Annotated in this window: 21 protein-coding genes and 2 pseudogenes; 7 read left to right on the plus strand and 16 right to left on the minus strand. The window is 62.5% G+C overall.

Going from position 1 to position 25,598, the window contains the following annotated elements:
• The first annotated feature begins 10 nt into the window (after positions 1-10).
• Positions 11-1,183, plus strand: a complete 1,173-nt coding sequence (locus ACHMW7_RS01125; protein WP_395446609.1) for a 4-hydroxybenzoate 3-monooxygenase — start codon at positions 11-13, stop codon at positions 1,181-1,183.
• A 128-nt stretch (positions 1,184-1,311) separates the two neighbouring features.
• On the opposite strand, the gene ACHMW7_RS01130 is transcribed toward ACHMW7_RS01125, so the two are convergent.
• A complete protein-coding gene (locus tag ACHMW7_RS01130; RefSeq protein ID WP_395446610.1) occupies positions 1,312-2,496 on the minus strand; it encodes an aromatic amino acid transaminase in 1,185 nt (394 codons plus the stop codon).
• A 316-nt stretch (positions 2,497-2,812) separates the two neighbouring features.
• On the opposite strand from ACHMW7_RS01130, the gene ACHMW7_RS01135 reads away from it, so the two are divergent.
• From ACHMW7_RS01135 to ACHMW7_RS01150, 4 genes are all read left to right on the plus strand, one after another.
• Positions 2,813-3,154 carry a thiamine pyrophosphate-binding protein gene (locus tag ACHMW7_RS01135; protein ID WP_395446611.1) on the plus strand — a complete coding sequence of 114 codons (342 nt, stop codon included), beginning with the start codon at positions 2,813-2,815 and terminating at the stop codon, positions 3,152-3,154.
• A 17-nt stretch (positions 3,155-3,171) separates the two neighbouring features.
• Complete coding sequence (locus ACHMW7_RS01140; protein ID WP_395446612.1) at positions 3,172-4,491, plus strand: thiamine pyrophosphate-dependent enzyme; 1,320 nt, start codon at positions 3,172-3,174, stop codon at positions 4,489-4,491.
• Between the two features lie 61 nt (positions 4,492-4,552).
• Positions 4,553-5,518, plus strand: coding sequence for a PDR/VanB family oxidoreductase (locus tag ACHMW7_RS01145; RefSeq protein ID WP_395446613.1), 966 nt, complete (start codon positions 4,553-4,555; stop codon positions 5,516-5,518).
• Between the two features lie 12 nt (positions 5,519-5,530).
• Positions 5,531-6,706: a Rieske 2Fe-2S domain-containing protein gene (locus ACHMW7_RS01150; RefSeq protein ID WP_395446614.1), complete on the plus strand. Its 1,176-nt coding sequence runs from the start codon at positions 5,531-5,533 to the stop codon at positions 6,704-6,706.
• Between the two features lie 48 nt (positions 6,707-6,754).
• On the opposite strand, the gene ACHMW7_RS01155 is transcribed toward ACHMW7_RS01150, so the two are convergent.
• The 5 genes and pseudogenes from ACHMW7_RS01155 to mdeB form a co-directional block, all read right to left on the minus strand.
• Positions 6,755-7,519, minus strand: coding sequence for an IclR family transcriptional regulator (locus tag ACHMW7_RS01155; protein ID WP_395446615.1), 765 nt, complete (start codon positions 7,517-7,519; stop codon positions 6,755-6,757).
• Positions 7,520-7,626: 107 nt separating this feature from the next.
• Entirely contained in the window at positions 7,627-9,084 is a 1,458-nt protein-coding gene (gene lpdA, locus ACHMW7_RS01160; RefSeq protein WP_395446710.1) for a dihydrolipoyl dehydrogenase, read from the minus strand.
• A gap of 45 nt (positions 9,085-9,129) precedes the next feature.
• Positions 9,130-9,342 (minus strand): annotated as a pseudogene (locus tag ACHMW7_RS01165) (biotin/lipoyl-containing protein); the annotation flags it as partial.
• Positions 9,343-9,349: 7 nt separating this feature from the next.
• Positions 9,350-10,645 carry a 2-oxo acid dehydrogenase subunit E2 gene (locus ACHMW7_RS01170; RefSeq protein WP_395446616.1) on the minus strand — a complete coding sequence of 432 codons (1,296 nt, stop codon included), beginning with the start codon at positions 10,643-10,645 and terminating at the stop codon, positions 9,350-9,352.
• 33 nt (positions 10,646-10,678) lie between these two features.
• A complete protein-coding gene (gene mdeB / locus ACHMW7_RS01175; RefSeq protein WP_395446617.1) occupies positions 10,679-13,372 on the minus strand; it encodes an alpha-ketoglutarate dehydrogenase in 2,694 nt (897 codons plus the stop codon).
• Positions 13,373-13,508: 136 nt separating this feature from the next.
• On the opposite strand from mdeB, the gene ACHMW7_RS01180 reads away from it, so the two are divergent.
• The gene (locus ACHMW7_RS01180) at positions 13,509-14,006 is read left to right on the plus strand and encodes an Lrp/AsnC family transcriptional regulator (RefSeq protein ID WP_395446711.1); all 498 of its coding nucleotides are present in this window, start codon (positions 13,509-13,511) and stop codon (positions 14,004-14,006) included.
• Between the two features lie 38 nt (positions 14,007-14,044).
• Here ACHMW7_RS01180 and ACHMW7_RS01185 read toward each other — a convergent pair.
• The 5 genes and pseudogenes from ACHMW7_RS01185 to ACHMW7_RS01205 all read right to left on the minus strand — a co-directional run bounded on the left by ACHMW7_RS01185 (position 14,045) and on the right by ACHMW7_RS01205 (position 19,501).
• Positions 14,045-15,345, minus strand: a pseudogene (locus ACHMW7_RS01185) (TRAP transporter large permease subunit).
• Positions 15,346-15,347: 2 nt separating this feature from the next.
• Positions 15,348-15,614 carry a hypothetical protein gene (locus tag ACHMW7_RS01190; RefSeq protein ID WP_395446618.1) on the minus strand — a complete coding sequence of 89 codons (267 nt, stop codon included), beginning with the start codon at positions 15,612-15,614 and terminating at the stop codon, positions 15,348-15,350.
• Positions 15,615-15,878: 264 nt separating this feature from the next.
• The gene (gene dctP, locus ACHMW7_RS01195) at positions 15,879-16,907 is read right to left on the minus strand and encodes a TRAP transporter substrate-binding protein DctP (RefSeq protein ID WP_395446619.1); all 1,029 of its coding nucleotides are present in this window, start codon (positions 16,905-16,907) and stop codon (positions 15,879-15,881) included.
• Between the two features lie 512 nt (positions 16,908-17,419).
• On the minus strand, positions 17,420-18,487 hold the full coding sequence (locus ACHMW7_RS01200; protein ID WP_395446620.1) for a porin: 1,068 nt from the start codon (positions 18,485-18,487) through the stop codon (positions 17,420-17,422).
• Positions 18,488-18,802: 315 nt separating this feature from the next.
• Complete coding sequence (locus ACHMW7_RS01205; RefSeq protein ID WP_395446621.1) at positions 18,803-19,501, minus strand: hypothetical protein; 699 nt, start codon at positions 19,499-19,501, stop codon at positions 18,803-18,805.
• A gap of 99 nt (positions 19,502-19,600) precedes the next feature.
• Between ACHMW7_RS01205 and ACHMW7_RS01210 the strand changes: the two genes are divergently transcribed.
• On the plus strand, positions 19,601-19,825 hold the full coding sequence (locus ACHMW7_RS01210) for a hypothetical protein (protein ID WP_395446622.1): 225 nt from the start codon (positions 19,601-19,603) through the stop codon (positions 19,823-19,825).
• 152 nt (positions 19,826-19,977) lie between these two features.
• On the opposite strand, the gene ACHMW7_RS01215 is transcribed toward ACHMW7_RS01210, so the two are convergent.
• From ACHMW7_RS01215 to ACHMW7_RS01235, 5 genes are all read right to left on the minus strand, one after another.
• The gene (locus ACHMW7_RS01215; protein ID WP_395446623.1) at positions 19,978-21,591 is read right to left on the minus strand and encodes a bifunctional 3-(3-hydroxy-phenyl)propionate/3-hydroxycinnamic acid hydroxylase; all 1,614 of its coding nucleotides are present in this window, start codon (positions 21,589-21,591) and stop codon (positions 19,978-19,980) included.
• A 115-nt stretch (positions 21,592-21,706) separates the two neighbouring features.
• Positions 21,707-22,492: an IclR family transcriptional regulator gene (locus ACHMW7_RS01220; RefSeq protein WP_395446624.1), complete on the minus strand. Its 786-nt coding sequence runs from the start codon at positions 22,490-22,492 to the stop codon at positions 21,707-21,709.
• A gap of 2 nt (positions 22,493-22,494) precedes the next feature.
• Complete coding sequence (locus ACHMW7_RS01225) at positions 22,495-23,355, minus strand: fumarylacetoacetate hydrolase family protein (RefSeq protein WP_395446625.1); 861 nt, start codon at positions 23,353-23,355, stop codon at positions 22,495-22,497.
• Positions 23,356-23,365: 10 nt separating this feature from the next.
• The gene (locus tag ACHMW7_RS01230) at positions 23,366-24,208 is read right to left on the minus strand and encodes a VOC family protein (protein ID WP_395446626.1); all 843 of its coding nucleotides are present in this window, start codon (positions 24,206-24,208) and stop codon (positions 23,366-23,368) included.
• Between the two features lie 138 nt (positions 24,209-24,346).
• The gene (locus ACHMW7_RS01235; RefSeq protein WP_395446627.1) at positions 24,347-25,570 is read right to left on the minus strand and encodes an MFS transporter; all 1,224 of its coding nucleotides are present in this window, start codon (positions 25,568-25,570) and stop codon (positions 24,347-24,349) included.
• Positions 25,571-25,598 lie beyond the last annotated feature (28 nt).

Consider the following 25,598-nt stretch of genomic DNA (forward strand, 5'->3'; position numbering starts at 1 on the left):
AGGTGAACTCATGAAAACTCAGGTCGGGATCATCGGCGCGGGGCCAGCCGGCCTGCTTGTGGCGCGTATCCTCCAGCTCAACGGCATCGACTCGGTGATCCTGGAACGACGCACGCGGGCCTATGTGCTCGAGCGCGTGCGGGCGGGCGTTCTTGAATCGGGCACCGTCGACACGCTGCGGGCTTACGGCATGGGTGAACGCCTCAATCGCGAGGGCATTCCGATGCGCTCGATGCAGTTGTGCTGGGACAGGCAGAAGGCCGACATCTCGCTCGACGATGGCACCGGGCGGCACCTGACCACCTACGGCCAGCAGAAGATCGTCGAGGACCTGATCCTTCAGCGCGAGGCTGATGGCCTGCCGATCGTCTTCGAAGCCGACGTATCGAGCCTCGACGATATCGAGACCGCACCGCGCATCCACTACCGCCATAATGGCGAAGACAACGTGCTGGAATGCCAGTTCATCGCCGGTTGCGACGGTTATCATGGCGTCAGCCGCAGGCACATTCCAGGCTCGGACGAACATGTCTTCCTGACCGAATACCCGTTTGCCTGGCTCGGCATCCTGGCCGAGGCAGCACCTCTCGCTGCCCGCCGCGGCTTTGCCCATTCGACACGCGGCCTGGCCGTTGCCTCCGCTCGCTCCGCGTCGGTCGGCCGGCTCTATCTGCAGGTCGAGCCCGACGCCGACCCCAACGCAATGAGCGATCAGCAGATATGGGATGAACTCGACATCCGCATGGATGACGGTACCGCAGCGCAGCTCAATCGCGGGCCGATCATCGAACGCTCGGTGGCGCGCCTGCGCGGCTATGTCTGCGAGAAGATGCGCCACGGTCGGCTGGCGATTGCCGGTGACGCAGCACATATCGTTCCGCCGAGTGGCGGCAAGGGGCTGAACCTCGCGGTTGGTGATGCGCGCATCATGGCCGAAGCGATCCGCCGGCTGCTGACGACCAACGACACCACCCTGCTCGACAGCTATTCGGAGATGTGCCTGCGCCGGATCTGGCCGACCGTCCACTGGGCCTGCTCGATGTGCGAGGCCCTGCACATCTTCCCCGGCCAGACGAACTTCCAGACCCGGATGCAGTACCAGACGCTGAACCACTGGGGAAACACCGAGATCGGTCAGCAGCGGCTGCGCAAGGCCCAGCTCGGCCTGCCCTACGAAATCTGAAGCGGCCAGATCAGGGACACGGCTGCAAGCCGGTCCCTGATCTGGCTCGGCATGAAAAAAGGGCGGCGCTCCGATGGAACGCCCGCCCTTCTTTCATTCACGCGGACCAGAGCCCGCCGTCGACGACTTCAGCCGCAGACGGCGACGATGGCGTTGGCGACGTGGCCGACATTGTTGTCGGTCAGGCCGGCCACGTTGACGCGGCCCGAGCTGGTGATGTGGACATGGTGCTCGACCTTCATCCGCTCGGCATCGGCAGGGGTGATCCCGAGCATGGCGAACATGCCGCGCTGCACGCCGAGGAAACCGAAGTCGCGCGTTGTGCGGCCGGCAAGAGCCGCCACCAGCTTTTCGCGCATGCCATTGATGCGTCCGCGCATTTCGGCGACTTCGCCTTCCCAGGTCGTGCGAAGCGCTGCATTGCCGAGAATGTGGGCGACGACCGAAGCGCCGTGATCCGGTGGCATCGAATAGTTGGTACGGACGACCGGCAACAGGTGGCCATGCGCACGGCTGGCTGTGGCTTCATCCTTGGCCACCAGCGTGAGCGCGCCGACGCGTTCTCGATAGAGCGCGAAGTTCTTTGAATAGGAGCTGGCGATCAGCATTTCCGGGACGCGCTCGGCCAGAAGCCGGACGCCGGCGGCATCCTCGACAAGTCCATCGCCGAAGCCGAGATAGGCAAGGTCGATCAGCGGGGTGGCGCCGGTCGAGGCGAGCAGCTCAGCGATTTCGGCCCACTGCGCCAGGCTCGGATCGGCACCGCCGGGATTGTGGCAGCAGCCATGGAACAACACCAGGTCACCGGGACCCGCAGCGCGCAACGCCTCGATCATCCGGTCGAACTGCAGCTTGCCTGAAGCGACATCGTAATAGGGGTAGCGGACCACCTGGAGGCCGGCAGCGGCCAGCAGCGAAGGATGGTTCGGCCAAGTCGGATCCGGCAGGAAGACCTTGGCGCCCGGCTTCACGCTCTGGGCGAAATCGCCGGCGACACGCAGCGCGCCGGTGCCGCCCGGCGTCTGGATCGCCTGCGACCGCGCGAGCAGGCCGCTGTTGGCGCCAAAGATGAGTTCCCGCGTCAGGCGATTGTAGTCTTCATTGCCGGCCGAAGAGACATAAGCCTTCGACTTCTGGTTCTCCACCAGGAAGGTTTCCGCCTGCTTGACCGTTGCCAGCACCGGCGCATTGCCCTGCCCGTCCTTGTAGATGCCGATGCCGAGATCGACCTTGTCGGAGCTCGGATCGTCGCGGAACTGCTGCATCATCCCAAGCAGCGGATCGGCTGTCGGCGTGGAGAGATTGGAAAACATAACATCCTCGTTTGTCTCGTATTATGAGACTTTATCGCGTATTTTGAACAGGGTCAACTCGGACGTGCCAAGCCGACCTCTTGTGGCGCGCGTCCTCTAGCATTTTTCCTGACGTTACACGACAGCTGGTCCGAGCGGGTCCCAACTTGGATCGAGCATCCTGTTTTGTCATTGACTAGCGAGACGACGTAACGCATTATGAGACGACTTTGCATTTCATGTGACTATTCGCAGGGTTCTGGGACGCTCCTGGGCCGGCAAAACGGTCTCGGGTCAGAGCCCGCCCTGCGATCGAAACCAACCGGAGAAAAGCGGCGTGAACGGGAACTACGAACCTATGGAGATGACCGGAGGACAGGCGTTGGTCGCCCAGCTCCTGGAAGAAGGCGTGACCGACATCTTCGGCATTCCCGGTATTCAGCTCGACTGGGCGGTGGACGCCATCCGCAGCCACCCGGACCGCATTCGCTACATCATGCCCCGCCACGAGCAGGCGACCTCCTACATGGCCGACGGCTATGCCCGCACCACCGGCCGCGAAGGCGTGTTCATGGTCGTGCCCGGCCCCGGCGTGCTCAACGCGCTTTCCGGCCTCGCCACCGCCTATGCCTGCTCCTCGCGCGTGCTCTGCATCTCGGCCAGATCCCCTCGACCCTGATCGGTCAGAAGCACGGCATGCTGCACGAGATCCCCGACCAGAGCGGCATCCTCAAGTCGCTGACCAAATGGCACGGCATCGCGCATCGCCCCGAAGACGTGCCCGCGCTCGTCCACGAAGCCTTCGTGCAGCTGCGCTCGGGCCACCCGCGCCCGGTCGCCATCGAATTGCCGCCTGACGTGCTGCAGGCCAAGGGCGTGACGAAAGTCTTGCCGTGCGCCGAATTCAATCGCCTCGAACCGCAGCCCGACACCATCGACGAAGCGGCCGCAATCTTGGCGCAGGCGAAGTTCCCCGTCATCCAGCTTGGCGGCGGCGCTGCCGCATCCGGTGCCGGCAAGGCGATCCAGGCGCTCGCCGAACGGCTGCAGGCGCCTGTCGTGATGACTGACGGCGCACGCGGTCTGCTTGATGACAACCACCCGCTTGCCCTGACATCGCTTGGCGGACGCGCGGTGTTCCCGCATGCCGACGTCATCGTTGCGGTCGGAACCCGGTTCATCGACGGCATCGCCAAGCCGACCCATGCCAGCGGCGACACCAGATACGTCTATGTCAATGTCGATGCGGGTGCCGCCGGAGCACCCCGCACGCCTGGCTGCCTGGTGCTGTCGGACGCCACTGCCGCCGCAGAGGCACTGCTCGCGGCTCTGCCGTCCGAAGTACGAGCCTCGTCGTCCGACAAGATCGGCAAGGTCAAGGCCTGGTCGGCATCGCAGACCGATGCCATCCAGCCGCAGACCGACTATGTCAGGGCCATTCGCTCCAGCATGGCCAAGGACGACATCCTGGTCAGCGAGCTGACCCAGGTCGGCTATTTCTCCAACATCGCCTTCCCCGTCCATGCCGCCAACTCCTACGTCACCCCAGGCTACCAGGGCACGCTGGGCTACGGCTTCAACACCGCACTCGGTGCTGCGCATGGCAATCCCGACCGACGCGTGGTTTCGCTCAATGGCGACGGCGGCTTCGGCTGGGGCATGCAGGAACTGGCGACGCTGGCGCGCGACGGCTGCAACATGTCGGTCGTCGTCTTCGTCGACGGACACTACGGCAATGTCCGCCGCATCCAGCAGCGCACCTTCGGCGACACCTTCGCGGTCGAACTTGCCAACCCCGACTTCGCCCATCTGGCAAGCGCCTTCGGCCTGCCCTTCGAAAAAGTGGACTCGCCATCGGGGCTTCACGACGCCCTGGTGCGGGCAAAAGACAGCAAGGGCCCGGCCCTGATTGCTGTCTCGGTCAGCGAGATGCCGAGCCCCTGGGCACTGATCCACCCCTTCGTGCCGTCGCCGGTCGTACCACCGGCAAACCCACTCGGCGAACCGCTCGCCTAGGCCTGCTCCGCGGACGCGCGGCCACGCCATCAACTGAAACGGCTTTGGGATGGCCGCGACAATGAACGACGGTCACCAAGAGAATTCCGGCGCGACAATCCAGGTGATTGTCCGTCGGATGTCCTACGAAACGCCCTCTGTCCTTTCCTACGATCTGCGGCCCGCCGATGGCGGGCCTCTGCCGTCATTCGAGCCCGGCGCACACATCGATGTCCACCTGCCCGATGGGCTGGTGCGACAGTACTCGCTGATCAGCCGTGGCAACGACGCCGATTACCGCATCGCCGTTGCGCTTGACCGCGCGACGCGCGGCGGTTCGCTATGGCTTCACGCAAGCGCCCGGCCAGGCGACCGCATCAAGATTTCCCTGCCACGGACGAGCTTCCAACTGGCCGAGACGGCTAGCCCGTCGGTCCTGATCGCCGGCGGCATTGGCATCACGCCGTTGCTGGCCATGGCCCGGCAATTGCAGGGGACCGGCGCCGACTGGAAATTGCATTATGCGGTGCGCACGCGAACCGAATGCGCCCTGCTCGCCGAGCTGACAGCGCTCGGCGGAAATGTCCAGCTGCACGTCGACAGCGAGAATGATCGCCTGCTCGACATTGCGGGGATTGTCAGCCAGGCCGGCCCGGACACGCATTTTTATTGTTGCGGACCGCAGCCGATGCTGGAGGCGTTTCTGGCCGCAAGCCAATCCCGCGATCCCTCGACGGTGCATTACGAATCCTTCACCCCAACCGTTCCGGCATCGGACGATGGCGGCTTCACCGTCGTCCTGAACAAGTCGGGCGTCTCGGTCGTTGTCGGCGCCGACCAGACCATCCTCGACGCGCTCGAACAGGCCGGGGTTCACGCGCCCTCGTCCTGCCGCAATGGGGTCTGCGGCACCTGCGAAACCCGCGTTCTGGAGGGAACGCCTGATCATCGCGACAAAGTCCTCAGCGACGGCGAACGCGCCGCCGGCAACACAATGATGATCTGCTGCTCACGCGCAAAAACCGCGCTGCTGCGGCTCGACCGCTAGGGAGGGACTACAATGACGAAAGACGGATCGGCCTACACATTGCCCAAGCCGACATATTTTGCCGAGTTGACCGAAGTGGAACGCGGAACGCCGATGGGCGAATTGCTGCGTCGCTATTGGCACCCGGTCGGCCTGTCGGAAGACGCAACCGCCACGCCGAGAAAGATCAAGGCGTTGGGCGAAGAGCTCATCCTGTTTCGCGACGGCAAGGGCCGCCCCGGCCTGGTGCACCCGCGCTGCGCCCATCGCGGCGCCTCGCTCTATTACGGCCGCGTCGAGGAGTCAGGCATTCGCTGCTGCTACCATGGCTGGCTGTTCGACACCGAGGGCAATTGCCTCGAACAGCCGTGCGAGCCGGAAATGGGCGCAAAGACCCGCGGCCATGTCCGCCAGCCGCACTATCCTGTCGAGGAGAAGTATGGCCTGATCTTCGCCTATATGGGGCCACTCGACCGCAAGCCTGTGCTGCCGAGCTACGATGTGCTTGAGGGTCTTGAGGATGGCGAGTTCCTGGAAACCGATGACAGCAGCATCGGCAGCGGCGGGCCGGTCATCGTCGATTGCAACTGGCTCCAGCACTACGAAAACGTGCTCGACCCATTCCACGTGCCGATCCTGCACGGCTCGTTCAGCGGCGATCAGTTCAACTCCAAGATGAGCCTGATGCCGCGCGTGACTTTCCATTACACGCCGCGTGGGGTCAGCAGCTTGCAGCTGCGTGATTTAGACGCCGGCGAACATCAGCGCATCACCGAGGCGGTGGTGCCGACAGTGCGCGCCGTCGCTAGCCCGGTGGCGACCGTCGACGGGCCTTGCAGCCTGCTCGGCTGGGTACTGCCGATCGACGACACCTCGTTCCGCATCTATTCGGTCGGCCGCGTCAGCGAAGTCGGCACACTGGCGAAAATCCGCTCGAAATATGCCGGCAAGCTCTGGCACGAACTGACCGAGCAAGAGCACCAGAAGCTGCCGGGAGATTACGAGGCCCAGGTGGGTCAGGGGGCGATCACCTTCCACTCGGAAGAAAACCTGACCTCGACCGATCAAGGCATCGGCATGCTGCGCCGCGTCCTGCGCCAGCAGGTCGATGCGGTGGCAGCCGGCAAGGATCCAATCGGCGTGGTCTTCGATCAGGCCATGGCGCTGGTCCAGCTCGAGGCCGGTTCGCGCACCATACCCAAATCATGATTGAACCACCGGCTCACGGTCCCCTGTGAGCCGGCAAAGACCTTGGAGTCAGCTTGATTGCTGTGGCATTAGCGGCGGGTTGACGCCTTCGGCGTAACGCTTCTGTATCTCGCTTGCCACAGATCTGACGGTGGCCAGCAGCTGGACATCCGGCTCGGGCACGAGCAGCGAAGACGACAGGATGACCCCCAGCGACGCGCAGACCTGTCCGTCGGCCTCGAAGATGGGCGCAGCGATGCCACCTAGCCCATTGCCGCGTGTGTCGGTCTCGAAATCGACCCCGTATTTCGACAGGTTCTCGACAACCCGTGGCGGTATCGGCTTCTTGTTTTCGAAATAGTAGAACAGCCTGGCTGCCGGCGAACCTGGCAGGCTCAGCACCATGCCGGGCTGCACCATGATCCCGGGTTCGAACGGATTTGGCACCGCATGCACGACCATCGCCCCGCCCTTGATCGGCGTGGTCAGCAAGGCTGTATGCCCGGTCTGCGCGCACAGTTCACTGAGATAGGGACGGGCGATTTCGACGACGTTGCTGCGATAGACGGCCGCCCGACCGAACTTGAACAGCTTGCGGCCAAAGACATAACCCTCGCCTTCCCGGGCATGATCGACAAGACCGAGGCGGGTCAGCGTTTGCAGGTGCCTGGAAACCCTGGCCTTGGTCATGTCGAGGGAACGCGCCAACTCGGTCACGCGCACCGGACCCGGCGCATCGGCGAGCGCGTCGAGAATCTGCACCGCGACCTCGACGCTTTTTACCGTTGACGATGATCCTTGATCGTCGTCATTGTCTGGGCTGGACCGTCTCATGGCTGTTCTTCCGCTGCACGTGCCCTGTTATATGTCACGCATAGCAAGAAGTATTCACGAAATTCGAGACAGTCGCCCGGAAAATCCCCTGCGTTGCAACGATTTGTCTAGCCCCGTTTTCGTGCCGGCGGCAGGTCGGTACAGACACCTTCGGCGACCTCTGCCGCCATGCCGATGGTCTCGCCGAGCGTCGGGTGCGGGTGGATGGTCTTGCCGATATCGACCGCATCGGCCCCCATCTCGATAGCCAGGCAGATCTCGCCGATCATGTCGCCTGCAGCCGGGCCGACGATGGCGCCGCCGATGATGCGATGCGTCTCCTTGTCGAACACCAGCTTGGTCAGCCCATAATCGGCACCGTTGGCGATGGCCCGGCCCGACGCTGCCCATGGGAATTTTGCGACCTCGACGTTGCGTCCGCTGGCCTTGGCGGCATCCTCGGTCACACCCACCCAGGCAATCTCGGGATCGGTATAGGCGACCGACGGCACCACCTTTGCGTCCATGAAGCTGTTGAGCCCGGTTGCCGCCTCAGCGGCGACGTGCCCCTGATGCACCGCCTTGTGCGCCAGCATCGGATTGCCGGTAACGTCTCCGACGGCAAAAATGTTTGCAGCACCCGTGCGCATCTGTGCATCGACTTCGATGAAGCCCCTGCTATCGGCCGGCACACCGGCCGCAGCCAGTTGCAGCGCCTCGGCGGAAGGCCGCCGGCCGGCCGATTGCAGGATCAGATCGTAACGCCTGACGCCAGCGCCCTCACCGCTCGTCGTCACGACAAGGGCATCTTCCTCAGCAACGACACTATCGACGCGCGCACCCAGAAGGATGGCGTCGAAACGATGGGCATTGCGCTTTCGCCAGGTCTCGACCACATCGCGATCGACATCGGGCAGCAGTCTGTCGAGCTGTTCGACCACGTCGACCCGCGCGCCGAGCGCGCTGTAGACGGTGGCCATCTCGAGCCCGATGATGCCGCCGCCGATGACCAGCATGCGTTCGGGAATAAAAGGCAGCTCCAATGCGCCGGTGGAATCGACGATGCGCGGATCGTCAGGCAGGAAAGGCAGCCTGACCGGCACCGAGCCGGCGGCGACGATCGCCTTGGCGAAGACGATCCTGCGGCTTGTGCCGTCGAACAGTTCGACATCGACCGCATTGGCATCGGCGAACGTCGCCGTGCCCCTGACAACCTCGACCTTGCGTTGGCGTGCCATTCCCTTCAGCCCGTCGGTGAGCTTGCCGACGACACCAGCCTTGAAGCTGCGCAGCTTGTCGAGATTGACTGTCGCCGTGTCGAAGGCGACGCCGTGGTCGGCGAGACGTTCGGCCTCTTCCTTGATCGCCGCGACATGCAGCAGCGCCTTGGACGGAATGCAGCCGACATTGAGGCAGACACCGCCAAGCGTGGCGTCGCGTTCGACAAGGACCACGCGCTGGCCGAGATCGGCGGCACGGAAGGCAGCGGAATAACCGCCCGGGCCGCCGCCGATCACCAGCACGTCGCAATCTGGCGCAGCACCCGACACCGGCAATGACGTTGGTGTCGCTGCCGCAGCCGGCATCTCGGGTTTGACCTCATCCGCTGCTACTTCCACCGTGGCGATCAGCGCCCCCTTGGAAACGCGCTGGCCGATGGCCAGCTCGACCGAAGCGAGGCGCCCGGCAAATGGCGACGGTACGTCGATCGAGGCCTTGTCGGATTCGAGCACGATCAGCGTCTGGTCGAGGGCGACGATGTCGCCTGGCTTGATATGCACCTCGATGACGGCGACGTCCTTGAAGTCGCCCATTTCGGGCACCTTGATTTCAGTAATGCTCATCTCGGCCTCAAACGATCGCGCGGCGGAAATCGCCCAGAAGGGCTGATATGTGGCCGAGGAACCTGGCCGCAGCGACACCGTCGATGACCCGGTGATCCCACGACAACGAGACCGGCATGATCAGCTTCGGCTGGAAGGCCTTGCCGTCCCAGATGGCTTCCATCGCCGAGCGGCCGGCACCGAGGATCGCCACCTCAGGCGCGTTGATGATCGGCGTGAAGCCGGCCCCGCCAATGCCGCCAAGCGACGACACCGAGAAACAGCCGCCCTGCATGTCGGTGGCCGATAGCCCAGTTCCACGCGCCTTGTCGGCGAGCGCGCGCATCTCGGTGGCAATCTCCAGCACGCCCTTGCGGTCGCAATCGCGGATCACCGGCACCATCAGCCCCTTGGGCGTGTCGGCGGCAAAGCAGATATGGACATAGTTCTTGAGCACCAGCTCCTCGCCGTCGAGCGAGGCGTTGAAGCGCGGATATGCCTTGAGCGCCAGCGCCGACGCCTTGATCAGGAAGGCGACCATCGTCACCTTGGCGTCCTTGTTGGCCGCATTAAGCTCCTTGCGGAACTCTTCGAGGCCAGTCACATCGGCCTTGTCGAAGTTGGTGACATGCGGAATGGTCAGCCAGTTGCGGGTGAGATTGCCACCCGAGATCTTCTGGATGCGCGACAGCGGCTGGCGTTCGACCGGGCCGAACTTCTCGAAGTCGACCGCCGGCCAGGCCGGCAGGCAGGCGCCGATGCCGGAACCGGACGTCTGGACCGGGGAGCCTTCCGCGAGACGATCCTTGATATGCGCCGCAATGTCTTCGCGCAGCACCCTGCCCTTGGCCCCGGAAGGTTTCACCGTGCCAAGGTCGACGCCGAGCTCGCGGGCAAAGGCGCGCACCGACGGCGTGGCATGGGCACTTGGCGAGGCCTGCGATGTGACATCAGGCGCGCTGATGATGGCCGGTGCCGCCTTTGCTGGAGCCGAAGGCGCGGGCTTGACGGGCGGAGTTGCAGCGGCGACTGCGGCCTTCGCCTTTTCTGGCGCGGCTGCCGGCGTGGGCGCTGCGGCCGCCAGGGCTGCATCGATCGTCAGCAGCAGCGCTCCCTGGGACACGCGGGTGCCGATCGACACCGCAAACTCCCTGACGGTTCCGGCGAAGGGTGCCGGGATCTCCATCGTCGCCTTGTCGGACTCCACCGTCATCAGCGGGTCTTCGATCGCCACGATATCGCCCGGCTTCACCAGGAACTCGACGACCGGCACATCCTTGTAGTCGCCTATGTCAGGCAACCTGACTTCCATTTGCTGGCTCATATCAACTCTTTCAGAACTGGAACTCGACCCGGATCAACGCAGCCAGGGCGCATCGACAGCACCGTCGAGACCGTAGCGGGCGATGGCATCGGCAACTGTCTGGCGCGTCACCGTCCCCTCGGCGGCGAGCGCTGCAAGGGCAGCCACCGTGACGTGACGATGATCGACCTCGAAGAAGTCGCGCAGTGCTGCGCGCGTATCGCTGCGGCCGAAGCCGTCAGTGCCGAGCGCGGTGAAAGGCGCTTCGACATAGGAGGCGATCAGCTGCGGATAGGCGCGCACATAGTCGGTGGCGGCAATGATCGGCGCCTTGCCCGGCAGGCAGCTGGCGAGATGGCTGACCGCAGCATCGGCCAGCGGGTTGTAGCGGTTGTGACGCTCCACCTCCCGCGCATCGCGCGACAGCTCGGAAAAGCTGGTCGCACTCCACACTTCGGAGGCGACGCCCCAATCGTTGGCAAGCATCTGTGCCGCCTCGATCACCTGCGGCAGGATGGTGCCGGAGCCAAGCAAGCGAACAAGGCCGGTAGCCTTCTTGGGCTTGTGGCTGGCAAGCTGGTAGAGCCCCTTGATAATGTCGGTCTCAACGCCTGCCGGCATCGACGGCTGGGCGTAGTTCTCGTTCATGGCGGTGACGTAGTAGAACTCGTCCTTGCCCTGTTCCATCATAGCGCGGGCGCCGTGGTCGAGAATGACGGCTAGCTCATAGGCGAATGTCGGATCGTAGGCACGGCAGTTCGGAACTGTCGATGCAACCAGCAGGCTCGATCCGTCCTGGTGCTGCAGGCCTTCGCCGGCGAGCGTCGTGCGGCCCGCTGTAGCCCCGATCAGGAAGCCGCGCGAACGCTGGTCGGCCGCCGCCCAGATCAGGTCTCCGACACGCTGGAAGCCGAACATCGAGTAATAGATGTAGACCGGCAGCATGGCGAGGTTGTGCACGCTGTAGGACGTCGCCGCCGCCACCCAGGACGAGATCGCGCCGGCCTCGGTGATGCCCTCTTCGAGCAGCTGCCCGTTCTTGGTTTCCTTGTAGTAGAGCATCGAGCCCGCATCTTCCGGCTCGTAGAGCTGGCCGACAGGCGAATAGATGCCGACCTGGCGGAACAGGTTGGCCATGCCGAAGGTACGCGCCTCGTCGGCGACGATCGGCACGATACGGGGGCCGAGTTCCTTGTCCTTGATCATGTTGCCGAGCAGCCTGACCGCAGCCATTGTCGTCGACATCTCCTTGCCATCGGCATTGAGGGCAAAGTCGGCGTAGCTTGCCAAAGGCGGGATCGTGACCGGGGCAGCCGTACGGCGGCGCGCCGGCAAATAGCCACCAAGCGCCTCGCGGCGCGACCGGAGATAGTTGAGCTCGGCGCTGTCTTCAGCCGGCTTGTAGAACGCGATCTGCTCGACCTGCGCGTTGCTCAAAGGCAGCGAGAAACGATCGCGAAAGGTCAGCAGGCCCTCGACGTCGAGCTTCTTGGATTGGTGCGCCGTCATGCGGGATTCACCGGCGCCACCCATGCCAAAACCTTTCTTGGTCTTGGCCAGGATGACGGTCGGCCGACCCTTGGTCGCCTTGGCCGCTTCGAAGGCGGCGAAGAGCTTGCGGAAATCGTGGCCGCCACGCTTCAGCGCGTCGATATCGCGGTCCGACATATGGGCGACCAGCGCCTTGACCTCGGGATCCTCCTCGAAAAAATGCGCCAGGTTGTAGGCGCCATCCTTGGCGCCAAGCGTCTGGTATTTGCCATCGACGGTGGCAGCGAAGCGGCGGAGCAGCGCGTGCTGGGTATCGCGGGCAAACAGCGCATCCCATTCCGATCCCCACAGCACCTTGATGACGTTCCAGCCCGCCCCGCGGAAGGTGCTTTCCAGTTCCTGGATGATCTGGCCGTTGCCGCGCACCGGGCCATCGAGGCGCTGCAGGTTGCAGTTGATGATGAAGGTCAGGTTGTCGAGCTTTTCACGCGCCGCGATCGACAGACCGGCGATCGACTCCGGCTCGTCCATTTCGCCGTCGCCGAACACGCCCCAGACATGGCGGCCCTCGGTATTGGCGAGGTCGCGGTCGTTCAGGTAGCGCATGAAGCGTGCCTGGTAGACCGCGGTGATCGGGCCGATGCCCATCGAACCCGTGGGCACCTGCCAGAAGTCGGGCATCAGCCAGGGATGCGGATAAGAGCACAGTCCGGTGCCGCCGATCTCCTGGCGGTAGTGCTTGAGATGTTCTTCCGAAAGCCGCCCCTCGAGATAGGCGCGGGCATAGACGCCAGGCGCCGAGTGCGGCTGGAAGAAGACCACGTCGCCGTCACCCTCGCCGGTGTCGGCGCGGAAGAAGTGGTTGAAGCCGACCTCGAAGATCTCCGCCGCCGAGGCGTAGCTCGCAATGTGGCCACCGAGTTCGCCATAGGCCATGTTGGCCCGCACCACCATCGCCAGCGCGTTCCAGCGGATGATAGCGGTGATGCGCTCTTCCATGGCGAGGTCGCCGGGAAACGGCGTCTGCTTTTCGAGCGAAATGCTGTTGCGATAGGGCGAAAACGGCAGCGCGTCATGGACGATGCCGAGCTCCTTGGCCTTGCGGTCGAGTTCGCCGAGGATGAATTCGGCGCGGGTGCCACCGGAGTTGAAGAACAGGGACTCCAGCGAGGCCAGCCAGTCGGCCGTCTCGTTCGGATCGCCATCGCGTGCTGCGCTGTCGTCGCCAATATGTGCGGTGGGGGTCTTAGTGAGCATGATGGCGCTCCGGCTCCTTGAGGTTCCACTTGCGCGCGAGGATAGCGGCAAGGCTCCGGCATTTCCTGCCGAAGGTGTTGCAAATTTCACCGATTGCAGCAGATATTGCCGCTCTATATTTCATATGACACAGGAAATACCGCAGATGAATCTTGACGCGATAGACATGCGTATCCTTACGGAAATCCAGGAAGACGCCAGCCTGACCAATGTCGAGCTTGCAGCACGCGTCGGCCTGTCGGCCTCCCCTTGCCTTGCCCGCGTGCGCGCTCTCGAAGAGGCAGGCATCATTGCCCGCCGCGTCGCGCTGCTTGATCCGCTGATGCTGGGCGCCAGTCTGAGCGTATTTATCCAGGTCACGCTGGAGAAGCAGACCGAGACGCTGCTCGAGGTTTTCGAGACGGCGATGTCGCGCTTTCCCGAGGTGATGGAGTGCTATCTGATGACCGGCGATTCCGATTATCTGCTGCGCGTTGTTGTGCGCGACACGGTGGCACTGCAGCACTTCATCATCGACCGCCTGTCCAAGACGCGCGGCGTCGCCAACATCCGCTCGAGCTTTGCCCTCAAGCAGGTCAAATACAAGACCGCCCTGCCGCTCGAGGACCTCACCACCCCGCGAACGCGGCGATAGCGCAAGGGTGCCGGCGTCTTTGCCGAGCATCAACGCCATCATCTGAAAGTCGCAGTCAGCTGGGGAAACGCCACCAGCAGCAGGACGAGGAAGATGGTGCACAGCAGGTAAGGCAGCACGGCCAGGCTGACCTGTCCCAGCGTCGTGCCCTTGGGCGCGACGCCGAGCAGCACGAACAGGCCCATGCCGAATGGTGGCGTGGCCAGCCCGATCTCCAGCGAGATCAGCATGATGATGCCGAACCAGATCGGGTCGTAGCCGAGGCCGAGCGCCAGCGGAAGAAGATCGGCACGGTCAGCATCATGATCGATGCCGCCTCCATGAAAAGGCCGAGGAAAAGCAGAACCCCGAACATCGCCGCGAGCAGGACCACGGGTGCGACATCGAGCGAAGTCGCCCACGAGATGAGCCCCGGCGAGGCCCCGGAAAACGCCAGCAGCTGGCTGAATGTCGACGAGCCCATGATGATCAGGAACACCATGCCGCTGACCTTGACCGAGCCGACGATCGCCTTTCTGAGCGCCGTCACACTGAGGCTGCGGAAGCAGGCCGCGACGATGACAACGCCGAGCACGCCGAAGGCGGCCGACTCGGTCGGCGTCGCAAGGCCCAGCACGATCAGCCCGACGACAAGGAAGATGACGAAGGCCATCGGCACAAGGTTGACGATGGCGAGCCGAACGATCTCCGACCAGCTTGCCGGCTCGACGTCATAGCGCGGAGCGGCATTCGGATTGAGGCGCACCGAAACGAAAATCACGGCGGCGTAGAGCAGAGCAAGCAGGACGCCGGGCACCAGACCGGCAAGCAGCAGCGCACCGATGTCGAGATGGGCGAGGCTGCCGAGCAGGACCGCAAGGCCAGACGGTGGAATGATGATCGCCAGGCCGCCGCAAGCGACGATCGGGCCCATCGAGAGGTGGTCCTTGTAACCACGTCGTGTCATTTCCGGCAGCAGCGACGCGCCGAGAAGCGCCGTGTTGGCCATGCTCGACCCAGAGAGCGCGGCAAACAGCGTGCCGCCCGACACCGTCATGTAGGAAAGCCGGCCCGGCAGGCGGCCGAACAGCTTGTCGAGCACGTCGAAGATGCGGTTCGAAACGCCGGTGTGGAAGAACAGCTCACCCATCAGGATGAACAGCGGGATCGTCACCAGCGTGAACGAGGTGATCGAGGTCGTCGCATTGGCGACGAGTTGCTCCAAACCGGCCTGCCCACCAATGAAGACCAGAACGCCGACCATGTTGGCGAGCAGGAAGGCAAAGGCGACAGGCAGCGTCGAGATCATTGAAGCGACGATCAGCCCGATGAGCAGCGTACCCGAGAGATACCAGACCATGGTCACAGCCCTCCCGTTGCGTCATGGGCGTCAGCATCATTCGCCAGCGAAAGCCCGTGGCGCAGGAACTCGACCGCACACAGGCCGAATCCGGTTGCGATGGCCGCAAACAGCACCCAGCGCGGCATCTCGATCGAGCGGATGTCGAGTTCGCCACGGCCATGGACATCGACGCCCATGCGCACGGCAATGACGACGACGGCCACACAAACACCGAAACCGACGAGGCCGACGCCCCTGTGCAGCAACGAGCGCGCAGCCGCAGGCAATGCGCGGCTCGAGAATCTGCAATGCTGACATGCCCCTGATGGCGCACCAGATAAGGCGCGATCGCCATGGTCAGAACCAGCATGGCGTATTCGGTCGCAGCACTCGTCCAAATCGGCGGCTGCAAGCCGGCTGCGCGAGCGCCGACATCGTAGAGGACGGACACGCAGGTAAATATCAGCGCCGCACCCGCCAGGCCGATGCAGCATGCGCTGCTGACCGCATCATAAGTTTTTGCAATGGAAGCCACGATCTGTCTCCAGATTTCACGGTCGTGCCGCCGACGCGTCCTTCACGTCGACGGCACCCTGGGAGGAATATCTGGAGAACGCGCGACGCAGCGCGTCGGCGTTGCCAGGCGCATTGCGCGCCAGACGCTCCCAAACGAGTTCATGGGCCAGTGCTTTGTATTTTGCTCCTGCATCAGGGCCCAGATCGATGAACTGCACGCCGGATTCGGCAATCTCGGCTGCCTCCTCGTCGGCCTGCGCGCGGTAGGCCTCCATCGTCTGCGTCTCTTGCGCGATGGCGGCCGCGACCAGCACCTTGCGAGCCTTCTCCGGCAGGGCATCGAACTTGCCGGCATTCATCACGATCAGCGTATCGATCTGCCAGACGGCCGGGCTCACCCGTGCCTTGATGAACTCGGTGACACCGACATCGCGGAAGTTGATGCCGGTCGCGGCAAGGCCGTCGACCATGCCGCGTTCGAAGGCGGAGAAGGTTTCGGGCGGCGCCATCATCACGTTGGTGGCGCCCAGAGCCTCGAACCAATCCTTGTAGGCCGAGGACGAACGCAGCTTCAGGCCGCGCAGATCCGGAACACCCTGGTCCGTCAGCTTCGGCGCTTCGGTCAGGTAAAGGTAAAAGCCGATGCCGCCGCTCATCCAGGCCAGGACCTCGGCATTCAGTTTCTTGCGCCAGATCCCGGACAACAGAGCGATGGCACCAGACTTGCGCGCCTCGATCGGCGAGATCTCGGATGCCTTCAGCGCATCGGCTTCGGGCACCACGCCCGAATAATAGGACGCGGCACCGAACTGGATATCGAACACGCCGTTGCGGATCGCCATGTCCTGCTGGTCGGCGGGAACGACCTCCGGACCACCGATATGGTCGATCCGGACAACGCCCTTGCCTGTCTCGTTCACGCGTTCGACGAAGCGAAGGTACTCCTTCACCACGGCATAGGAACTCGGCCAGGTCGAAACGGACTTGAGAACGACCTCGTCGGCCGCAGCGCCAAGAGGCGCAAGAGCCAAAACAGCGGCCACGCAAATTCTGAAAAGCTTCATCGATTTCCTCCCTTCGATGCGATCTGTGCTCGGAACCATGCCCTCCCAGGTCACAGGCCTTAGTAGGACATCAGCATTCGCAGGGCGTGCTCATGTCATCAGCAGATTTGCGTGTTTTGATAATTTTGTAAATACTATATTTCTAAATTATCATTTTTAGGAATTTTAACACCAGTTTTCCATGACCACATCAGGCCTGCCTCGGCCTTTTTTCGAGGGGCGCAAGACGCCCTTGGATGTGTGCTTCAGATGAGAGGCAAGGCGTCGGGCCCCGGCTCAGCCAGGGGGGGGCCCCTCACGGCAGGCGGCAACGCCCCGCTCGTGCGGCCAGCGGGCAATCGCCCATCGCCACCACTCGACGAACCAGCGATCGAATGCGGCTCGACTACTGCCGCCGGGCTATCCAGATGCCGTGGTGCGCCCCTTCGCCAATCGCTGCAATTTTGCGACGCCCAAAAAGACAAACCCGGCGGTTGCCCGCCGGGTTTGCCTCCAATCAGCCGTTGAGATGATTAGAACGAAGCGTCGAGACGCAGGAAGCCGCTGAACGAGCCATCGACCGGATAGCTGTCGCCATCGTTGTAGTTGACGGCCAGCTTGGCATTCAGGTTTTCGACGATCTTGTAGTCGACGACAGCGCCGACTGCCCAGTCGTTGGCGTTCAGGTCGACGGTCTGGCCAGTGACGAAATCGCCGTAGTGACGGTCGCCGAAGTATTGACCACCAGCGCCAACCGACAGGCTGGAGTTGACCTGGTACTTCACGTAGCCGCCGATCGACCAGTCGTAACCCGAGTATGGGGCGAGCAGGCCGAGCCAGGTTGCACCGGACTCATATGTCGCAATTGCCTGCAGCGTCAAAGCATCGGTCGCCTTGACGTTGACGATGCCCTTGAGTGCGAACTCTGAGAAGCGGTCGTCATAGGCAGCATAGAGGTTGACCGAACCCCAGCCCTGGGCGATCGAAACCTTGCCGGTCACGAGCGGTACGTAGTCGAAGTTGTTGTCTTCTTCTTCCAGGCCGACCGACACCGCGATGCCATTGCCGGCGTCGAAGGTGTAGCGGATCTGGTTGATGAAGGTGCCACCACCCTTGTCGAATTCACCGTCGACGCCGCCATCAAACAGCGTGTCGTTACGACCGATCATCAGACCACCGACCTCGAAATAGGCATAGCGGATCCACATGTCGGTGGTGTCAGAGTAAGAGCGATAGCCAACAGGGGGAACTGTCGAGGCAGCGCCAAATTCGCCACCGTTGTTCTGCCAGTGCAACTCAATGTAGCGACGGAAGGTGCCGTATTCGGTCTCCGAACGGGCATCGAGCTTCAGACGGGCAGCCGAATATTTTCTCCAGCCATTGTCGTTGTCGGACCAGTCGATCTGATAGCGAACCAGGCCGCCGACCTTGAGGCAGGTCTCGGTGCCGGGGATGTAGTAGAAGCCCGCGCCGTAGACGTCGCAGATGCGGACATATTCCATGGGTTCCGGCTCGGCGACGACGACAGCGTCGGCGGCACGAGCGCCGGAGGCTGCGAGCAGAGCCGCAGCAGAGCCGAGAAGAATGCTCTTAATATTCATAATCCACCTCCAGTAAAATTACTTCGAATGGCACAGAGTACTTTCACTATTTTGAAAATACTTTTGGCGCCGATGATCAGAAACGTTTCTAAATACATCGCTTCTGACCAGCCTGGATAACCCGAATTATCCATAGCAATAAATAGAAAAAATAAACATCATGTCCAATTTTCTGACTAAATCAGCCATAAGTGATATAAAAATCACAACAATATTGCACATTTGGAACAATCAATACATTTGGCACAAATAGAACATTACTTTTTGCGCAAACAATAATTTCACTTACGCGCCTTCAGAGCGAACCGATGGCACTTATACCGTTGCGGCGTATTCCCTGGCCGCGGACACAACATCGCTCACGAGATCTTGCTTGAGCAATTCGATTGGAGCGCGGCCATTGAGCTTGGGCGAGGGATGTATCATCCAAAACCATGCCAGACGCGGATGGGTGATGTGCGCAAGTACGTCGCGTATGCCCGACGCCGGTCTTCCGTCGACGAACTGAGCCAGCGGAAACACATGACGCTGACGCCCCTTTCGCAGCGCGATGACCTCGTTGCAGCGAAACCACCGATGCAAGGTGGACCGCGGTATGCGCAGGTTCTCCTCCAGATAGGTGGCGCCTGCGACGCGACCTGCCCACTCTTCGATAATCATCGAGTCCAGATCACCGCCACGAGCTTGACCCCCGGGTGGACTGCCTGCCGACGCCAGCGCTTCAGCGTTACCTGCCTCGCTTGCCAGACACTGACGGGAAGCCTCGACGGCAAGTGCACGGATAAACTGCGAAGCCAGGTCAGGCAGGTCGGACGGCGCGCCACCAATGGGTTGCGCACCATCAAGCTGGAGACAAGTCAAAGCCGCAGAATCAGAGGGTTTCCCTGGCAAACCATCCATTGCGCGATCAATATAAACACCGTCTCCAGAGAATATATTCTTTAGTTCACTGAAAAAGAATTCCGTATACTTATTGACCAGGTTTATTCCATGTGAATGAATGTCTTCAACCATTTCCACTCAATCCTTGCCAATGCAAAAGAGAGCATCAAGCCGAGACCTCCAACCGCGGAACACAAATGACTTCCGCAAGACTGGATTTCTCGTCGATCGATGATCGACAACTACAACCAGCTCAACGCTGGACCAGGCAAGAAGCGGCAAAAAGGCGCCGGGCCTAGCATTGCGGTCATGCAAATTCGGAACAGTTTCATCGACTTCCTCCCCTTCGATGCGACCTGCGATCCGATGCCCTCCGGCGTCCTCCGCAGCGATTGCCAAGTAGACACCTTCATCGAACCTATGCGCAGCAGAGTGCGCAGATCATGCCTACAATGACTTCCGGGCTGTTGGCATAGTCGATCCGGACGATGCCCGTGCCCCTCTCGTTTTTGCACCCGACGAACCGAAGCCCTTCCTTAGTCGAAACCTGATCGATCTCCCCATTCGATTTTGTGCCGCCACCATGCCATTTGTGCGCACGCAGCTCGTCAGGCCGCCGGCTGAACACGCCCCTCCCCGCAGCCCTCGACCAGCGCCTTCACCTGGGCGGCGAAGACAGCAGGCGAGACCGTTGTCGCCGCAGCAACGTATCGGTCGGGACGAATGAGCATCAGCACGGTGCGACTGGCGGGCATCACGGCTCCCATCAGTCCGTCAAGCTCGCGCACAACTTCGATTTCGGCTGCAGCCTCGCGATCCGGCAGCGTGATCGAGGGCAAGATCGCGAGCGGTTGGCCAATGTCGATACCCATCCATTGCCCGCGCGCTTCCTCGAGCACGCGCTGGGCGTCGCTACCGAAGGCAACAAGACGGAGGCCGACGCCAAACAGATCGTCGAGCGGCAAGCGTTGGCCATTGGCGGTTTCGACCATCGGCTGCGGCACCATGCGACCGGCTATGTCCAGTTCTTCGTCGTCGGTTCCGACAAAGCCCTTGGCGTAATGCGGCTTCGGCTTGTACTTCATCTGCGCGAAATAGGCCTGCACACTGGGGATGAGGCTGCAGATCCGGAAGGCGGACTGAACCAGCCAGGCATGCAACTGCGACGATGGCACCATTACCCCGCCCGAGCGGACAGCGAGCTGGATCAGCGCCGCCGCATGCGGCCGCCTTTCGGCCTGGTAGGACTGCAGCAATCCCGGCCCGATCTCGCCCTTGACCACGGAGGCAAGCTTCCAGGCGATGTTGTGCGCGTCACGGACGCCGCTGTTCATGCCCTGCCCGGCGAATGGCGGCGACAGATGCGCCGCATCGCCGGCAAGATAGACGCGTTCGCTGTTCCAGCGGTCGGCGATCCTGGCATGGAAGGTATAGATCTGGCGGCGCACCACCGGCTGGTCGGCATCCGGCCCGTGGGCCGAGAGCAGACGGTGGATCGCCTCGTCACTGGTCATGGAGCCGTCATGCTCGTGGTCGTGCAGCAGGAACTCGTAGCGGCGAATGCCCCGCGGCCCGGGCAAGGTGATGAACGGGCGTGCCGGATCGCACATGATGCGGGTTTGGCGCAGGCGCTCGCGGGTCGAGGCCAGGTCGACGATCAGCCAGCGCTGCTTGTAGGTCGAGCCATCGAATGCAGCACCGACATGCCTGCGTGCCATCGAGCGCGCGCCGTCGCTACCGACGAGATAGGCCGCATGCACTGCAACATCGCGGCCGGCGGCATCCTTGACGTCGAGCACGACGCCGTCAGCTCGTTCCTCGATCGCCTCGCAGCTATGCCCAAACAACGTCTCGACATTCGGATAGCGCTCCAGTCCCCACCGCAATGTCGCCTCGAGCAACGGCTGTGAAAACGCGTTGCGCTTCGGGAAGCCGTAATCACGGCTGCTGGGTGCAACGGCAAGAAAGCGCTTCCCCCGCGCCGAGTAGTAGTAAGAGCCGTAATCCTGGGCGACATCCTTGAGCACCTCGCCAATCAGGCCTGTTGCCTGCATTGTGCGCAGAGATTCATCATCGATGGAGACGGCGCGCGGCTCGCCGACGGTCGAGGCATTTCGTTCGACGAGGACGACCCGGACACCGGCCTGCCCGAGCAGATTGGCGATGGTGAGACCTGTGGGTCCAGCGCCAAGCACTGCGACATCGCACTGATAATCGGCCAACTCCAGCTTCCTTCCCATTGCTTCCCTGATGGCCGCAAGACATGCGACCACGCTTCCCGTAGGCCTCGCCCACGAGATCCCGCTTTTTGCGGTCTTGTATTGTTACGCGCGCAGCTTATCCCGCCGCGCTCTGACCGATGATGTCGGTCACTTCCGAGCGTCGCAGTTGTTCAGTCAGCAGACTTGCCGACGACACCAGCAAAAGCACCAGCCGACGTTCCAGATCCTCATGGTTGATCTTGTCTTCGAGGATCAGGCTGATACTCGCCGCCAGCCCCATCTCCGGCACCGAGATGGGGGCTGCGATAGCGACGAGCGTCGGATCGATCTCGCCATATGAGATGTGGTAGCCCTGCTTGCGGATGAAGGTGAACAGCTCGCTCTTCTGGCTCAGTTCGGCCGCAGCAGCAGAACCGTTTCCGTCCTTGGTGGCGAGCAGCTTCTTGCGCTGCTGCGCTGGCAACTGTGCCAGGATCACCTTCGACGTCGACCCCTTTGTCAGCGGGATCGGACGCCCGCGCTCAAACAGGCTCCACTTGAATTCGACATTCTTTGCCGCCTGATGATCGATGCACATCACCATGTCGTTGCACAACCGCGACAGCAGCGCGACGCACGGTATGCGCGCCTGGAGAACGATCTCGTGCAACAGTGAGCTTCCGGTGCGCACCACCGGGTCGGTCTTGCGCGCCAGCCTGTCATAGCGCGGAAAGGCCGAACCCAGACGGTAGCGGGCACCGGTCGCCGGCTCGAGGAACGAGGCTTTCACCAGGTCCCGAACGATGCGGTAAACAGTGCTCGCGGGCATGTCCATGGCGTTCGCCATCTCCTGGACGGACCAGACATCAGCGGTCTCGCTGTACAGCGACAGCACCGCAACAAACCGATCCAATCCCGACATGACTATCCTTTCGGCAGTTCCTCTGCGATTTCATTGCGTAATTGGCCGACTTTATCAATCTCGACTTCAACAACATCGCCAGGTTTCATGAACAGCGGCGGCGTGCGCTTGAAACCGACGCCACCGGGCGTGCCGGTTACCAGCACGTCACCAGGCGAAAGTGCTGTGAAGATCGAGACATAGGCGATCAGTTCCTCGATCGAAAACAGCAGCTCGTCGAGCTTCGCCTGCTGGACGACGACGCCATTGAGACGGGTCTCGATCTTGAGGGCGTCGAGCGCACCGACTTCATCGGGCGTCACCATGTCGGGGCCAAATGCACCGGTGGCGGGGAAGTTCTTGCCCGGCATGAACTGGTGCGTGTGGTTCTGGAAGTCGCGCAGCGACGCATCGTTAAAGCAGGCGTAGCCGGCGACGAACGACGCAGCCTCCCCCCTCGGGATGCGGAAACCACTGCGGCCGATGACCACCGCCAGTTCGCCCTCATAATCGAGCGCTTCGGAAACCGGCGGCCGGCGGATCGCCACGCCATGCCCGATCAGCGTGTCGGCAAAACGCGCGAACAGCGTCGGATAGGTCTGCATCGGCCGACCCGTCTCCAGGCGATGGCCTTCATAATTGAGACCGACGCAAATGACCTTGCCCGGCTCGGTGATCGGCGGCAGGTAGGCGATGTCGCCAACCGCGTAATCGGTGGCAAGATCGGCCGCAGTCGCAGGCACGAGCCCCAGTTCCGACGCCCTGAGATAAGACTTCAGGTCCGGAATGACCGACCCGATGCGGGCGCCGAGATCGTGGATGCCCAAGTCGGTGGCGATGCCGTAGCTCGCCCTGCCCTCGCCTTCAAAAGACATATAACGCATGGTGCTCTCCTCAGGCCCGCATCAAACCGTCGCCCCACATGTTGAGCGTCCGCTCGACATGTGGCCACTCGCGAACGGGCCGGTCGTAGACGACCTCAAGCTCCGCCGAAACTTCGATCCAGTTGCCGTCCGGATCGACGATGAAGATGAAGATGTTGTTGCCCGGAGCATGACGTCCCGGCCCCCACATCAGCTTGATCTCGCGGTCGGCGAAGCGATCGCACCAGTCGCGGATCGTCGTGAAATCGCCGGCCTCATAGGAGTGATGGTCGATACCCGAACGGTCACGATGCAGGAAGCAAGCCAGCGTGTGGTGCTCATGATTGGAGCGCATGAAGCAGGTCATCACTTCGCCGTCGTCGCCGAGTACGCGATCCGAGACCGCAAAACCCAGCATGCCGGCATAGAACCTTTCGATAGCGACCACATCCTGCGAGGCGAGCGTCAGGTGCTGGATCGGGCCAGTGATGCCACCCTTGATCTCGTCACCGCCCTTGGCCAGGCCGAAGACCACCTGATTGCCGTCGGGATCGCGTACGACGAAAGCGCCAGGACCAAGCAGCGGCGTTGAGAAAGTACGCGGGTCGAGCCCTTCCTGGAGCGCACGTTCGTGGATCCGGCGCAGCCCGATCGCATCACGGCAGGCAAAAGCGCAATGCGCCAGCGTCTTGGCCGGTCCCTTGCTGATCAGGACCCGACGGCGCGGACCACGGCAGATGATGATGTCGCCATCACGCTCGAGCACCGGCATGTCCATGGTGTCGCTGTAAAACTGCGCCAGGCCGTCCGGATCGGGACTGCGAAGATGGATGTGGTGCAGATATGCACCTGCCTCAACAGTGGTAAGCTTCATGTCGATCTCCTGTGATCCTATTTTGATAATTTAGCATCATATGTCAATCTAAAATTCTCATTTTTTGACTATTGTGCTATTCTGAATTTCGGCAAGACAGGGCACATTTCGCCTGTCGCGGCGCGCTTGCGCAGCGCGCTAACGGTCGCTGTTGGTGCCGAGCTTTGCTGCGAACCAGGTAGCGAGCAGCGGCAGGATGATGGACGAGGCGATGAAGATTGGCGCGGCGCCCCATCTGTCGAAGACCATCGCCGCAACGGCGACGCCCGCCGTCTGTCCGAAAAACAGCGACGAGGCATAGATCGCCACTGCAGTCCCGCGCGCCTCCGGCGCCATCTGCGTGGCGCTGACCTGCAACGTGTTGTGCAGCATGTAGAAGCCAAGGCCCATTGCCGCGCTCAGCACCGGGGCGAGCCAGATGCTGGGCAGGACGCTGAACACGCCAAACGCTACGGAAAGCACAAGCCCGCCCCGCCGTGCCAATCCCGCTGGCCCCATCCAGTCGAGCAGCCGCTGCGAACTGGCGGAGAAGACGAGCCCGCCCAGACCGAAGACGGCGACGACAAGCCCCGCGCCACCGACGCTGAGCCCGAACTCCAGCTGCAAGTAGCTCGCCAGGAAGGCCATCGCACCGAATACCGCAAAGCCCTCGACAAACACCGCTGCAAGAACCGTCCGCACCCAGCGGTCGCGAAGCAGCCCACCCATGCGCCGGAAGAGGGCGACCGGGCCGAGTTTCTCCGTGTTGGCTTTGGCCTCGGATTTTCGCCGCAGCCACAACTCGAACAGCATCACCGCGCCGACCGTGAATTGCAGGCAGGCGATAACGAGGAAAACGCTGCGCCAACCCATGAACTCTCCAAGCACGCCGCCGATGGCCTGGCCGAAGACGACGCCGAGGATCTGTCCCGGCAGAAAGCGGGCGAGCACGTTCTGGCGCTGCTCGAAATCGACGGCATCGCCAATCCAGGCCAGCGCCATCGGCATGATGGCGGCGGCCGTCGCACCCGATGCCAGGCGGGCAAGGGTCAGTGCGTCGATCGACACGGCGTAAACGCACAGCAGTGCCCCAAAGCCCGATAGCAGCGTGGCAACGGTGGCGGTCCGGAATTTGCCGAAGCGATCGCCGATCAGGCCGCCGACGAGCTGAAACATGCCGTAGGTGATCGAGAACGCGATCACCACATTGGCGGCTACACCAGTGGTCACGCCGAACTCCCCACCGATTGCCGGCAAAAGCGGGTCGGCGACACGAATGGACGCGGCGCTCGCAAAAGCGGCAAGCGACAGAAGCGCAACCGCGCGCCATGGTATCGGCGCGCGTGCAACGGCGCGCACAGGCCTGGTCTGTTCGACAAGCATGGCTGATATCCGGGCTGGAGCAATTGCC

Origin of the sequence: Aminobacter sp. UC22_36, assembly GCF_044056035.1 — a bacterium.
Taxonomy (GTDB): domain Bacteria; phylum Pseudomonadota; class Alphaproteobacteria; order Rhizobiales; family Rhizobiaceae; genus Aminobacter.

Coding starts and splice junctions, on each gene's coding strand:
- ACHMW7_RS01125 (WP_395446609.1), top strand. CDS start 11: ATGAAAACTCAGGTCGGGATCATCGGCGCGGGGCCAGCCGGCCTGCTT.
- ACHMW7_RS01130 (WP_395446610.1), bottom strand. CDS start 2,496: ATGTTTTCCAATCTCTCCACGCCGACAGCCGATCCGCTGCTTGGGATG.
- ACHMW7_RS01140 (WP_395446612.1), top strand. CDS start 3,172: ATGCTGCACGAGATCCCCGACCAGAGCGGCATCCTCAAGTCGCTGACC.
- ACHMW7_RS01145 (WP_395446613.1), top strand. CDS start 4,553: ATGAACGACGGTCACCAAGAGAATTCCGGCGCGACAATCCAGGTGATT.
- ACHMW7_RS01150 (WP_395446614.1), top strand. CDS start 5,531: ATGACGAAAGACGGATCGGCCTACACATTGCCCAAGCCGACATATTTT.
- ACHMW7_RS01155 (WP_395446615.1), bottom strand. CDS start 7,519: ATGAGACGGTCCAGCCCAGACAATGACGACGATCAAGGATCATCGTCA.
- lpdA (WP_395446710.1), bottom strand. CDS start 9,084: ATGCCGGCTGCGGCAGCGACACCAACGTCATTGCCGGTGTCGGGTGCT.
- ACHMW7_RS01170 (WP_395446616.1), bottom strand. CDS start 10,645: ATGAGCCAGCAAATGGAAGTCAGGTTGCCTGACATAGGCGACTACAAG.
- mdeB (WP_395446617.1), bottom strand. CDS start 13,372: ATGCTCACTAAGACCCCCACCGCACATATTGGCGACGACAGCGCAGCA.
- dctP (WP_395446619.1), bottom strand. CDS start 16,907: ATGAAGCTTTTCAGAATTTGCGTGGCCGCTGTTTTGGCTCTTGCGCCT.
- ACHMW7_RS01200 (WP_395446620.1), bottom strand. CDS start 18,487: ATGAATATTAAGAGCATTCTTCTCGGCTCTGCTGCGGCTCTGCTCGCA.
- ACHMW7_RS01205 (WP_395446621.1), bottom strand. CDS start 19,501: ATGGTTGAAGACATTCATTCACATGGAATAAACCTGGTCAATAAGTAT.
- ACHMW7_RS01210 (WP_395446622.1), top strand. CDS start 19,601: ATGATCGACAACTACAACCAGCTCAACGCTGGACCAGGCAAGAAGCGG.
- ACHMW7_RS01220 (WP_395446624.1), bottom strand. CDS start 22,492: ATGTCGGGATTGGATCGGTTTGTTGCGGTGCTGTCGCTGTACAGCGAG.
- ACHMW7_RS01225 (WP_395446625.1), bottom strand. CDS start 23,355: ATGCGTTATATGTCTTTTGAAGGCGAGGGCAGGGCGAGCTACGGCATC.
- ACHMW7_RS01230 (WP_395446626.1), bottom strand. CDS start 24,208: ATGAAGCTTACCACTGTTGAGGCAGGTGCATATCTGCACCACATCCAT.
- ACHMW7_RS01235 (WP_395446627.1), bottom strand. CDS start 25,570: ATGCTTGTCGAACAGACCAGGCCTGTGCGCGCCGTTGCACGCGCGCCG.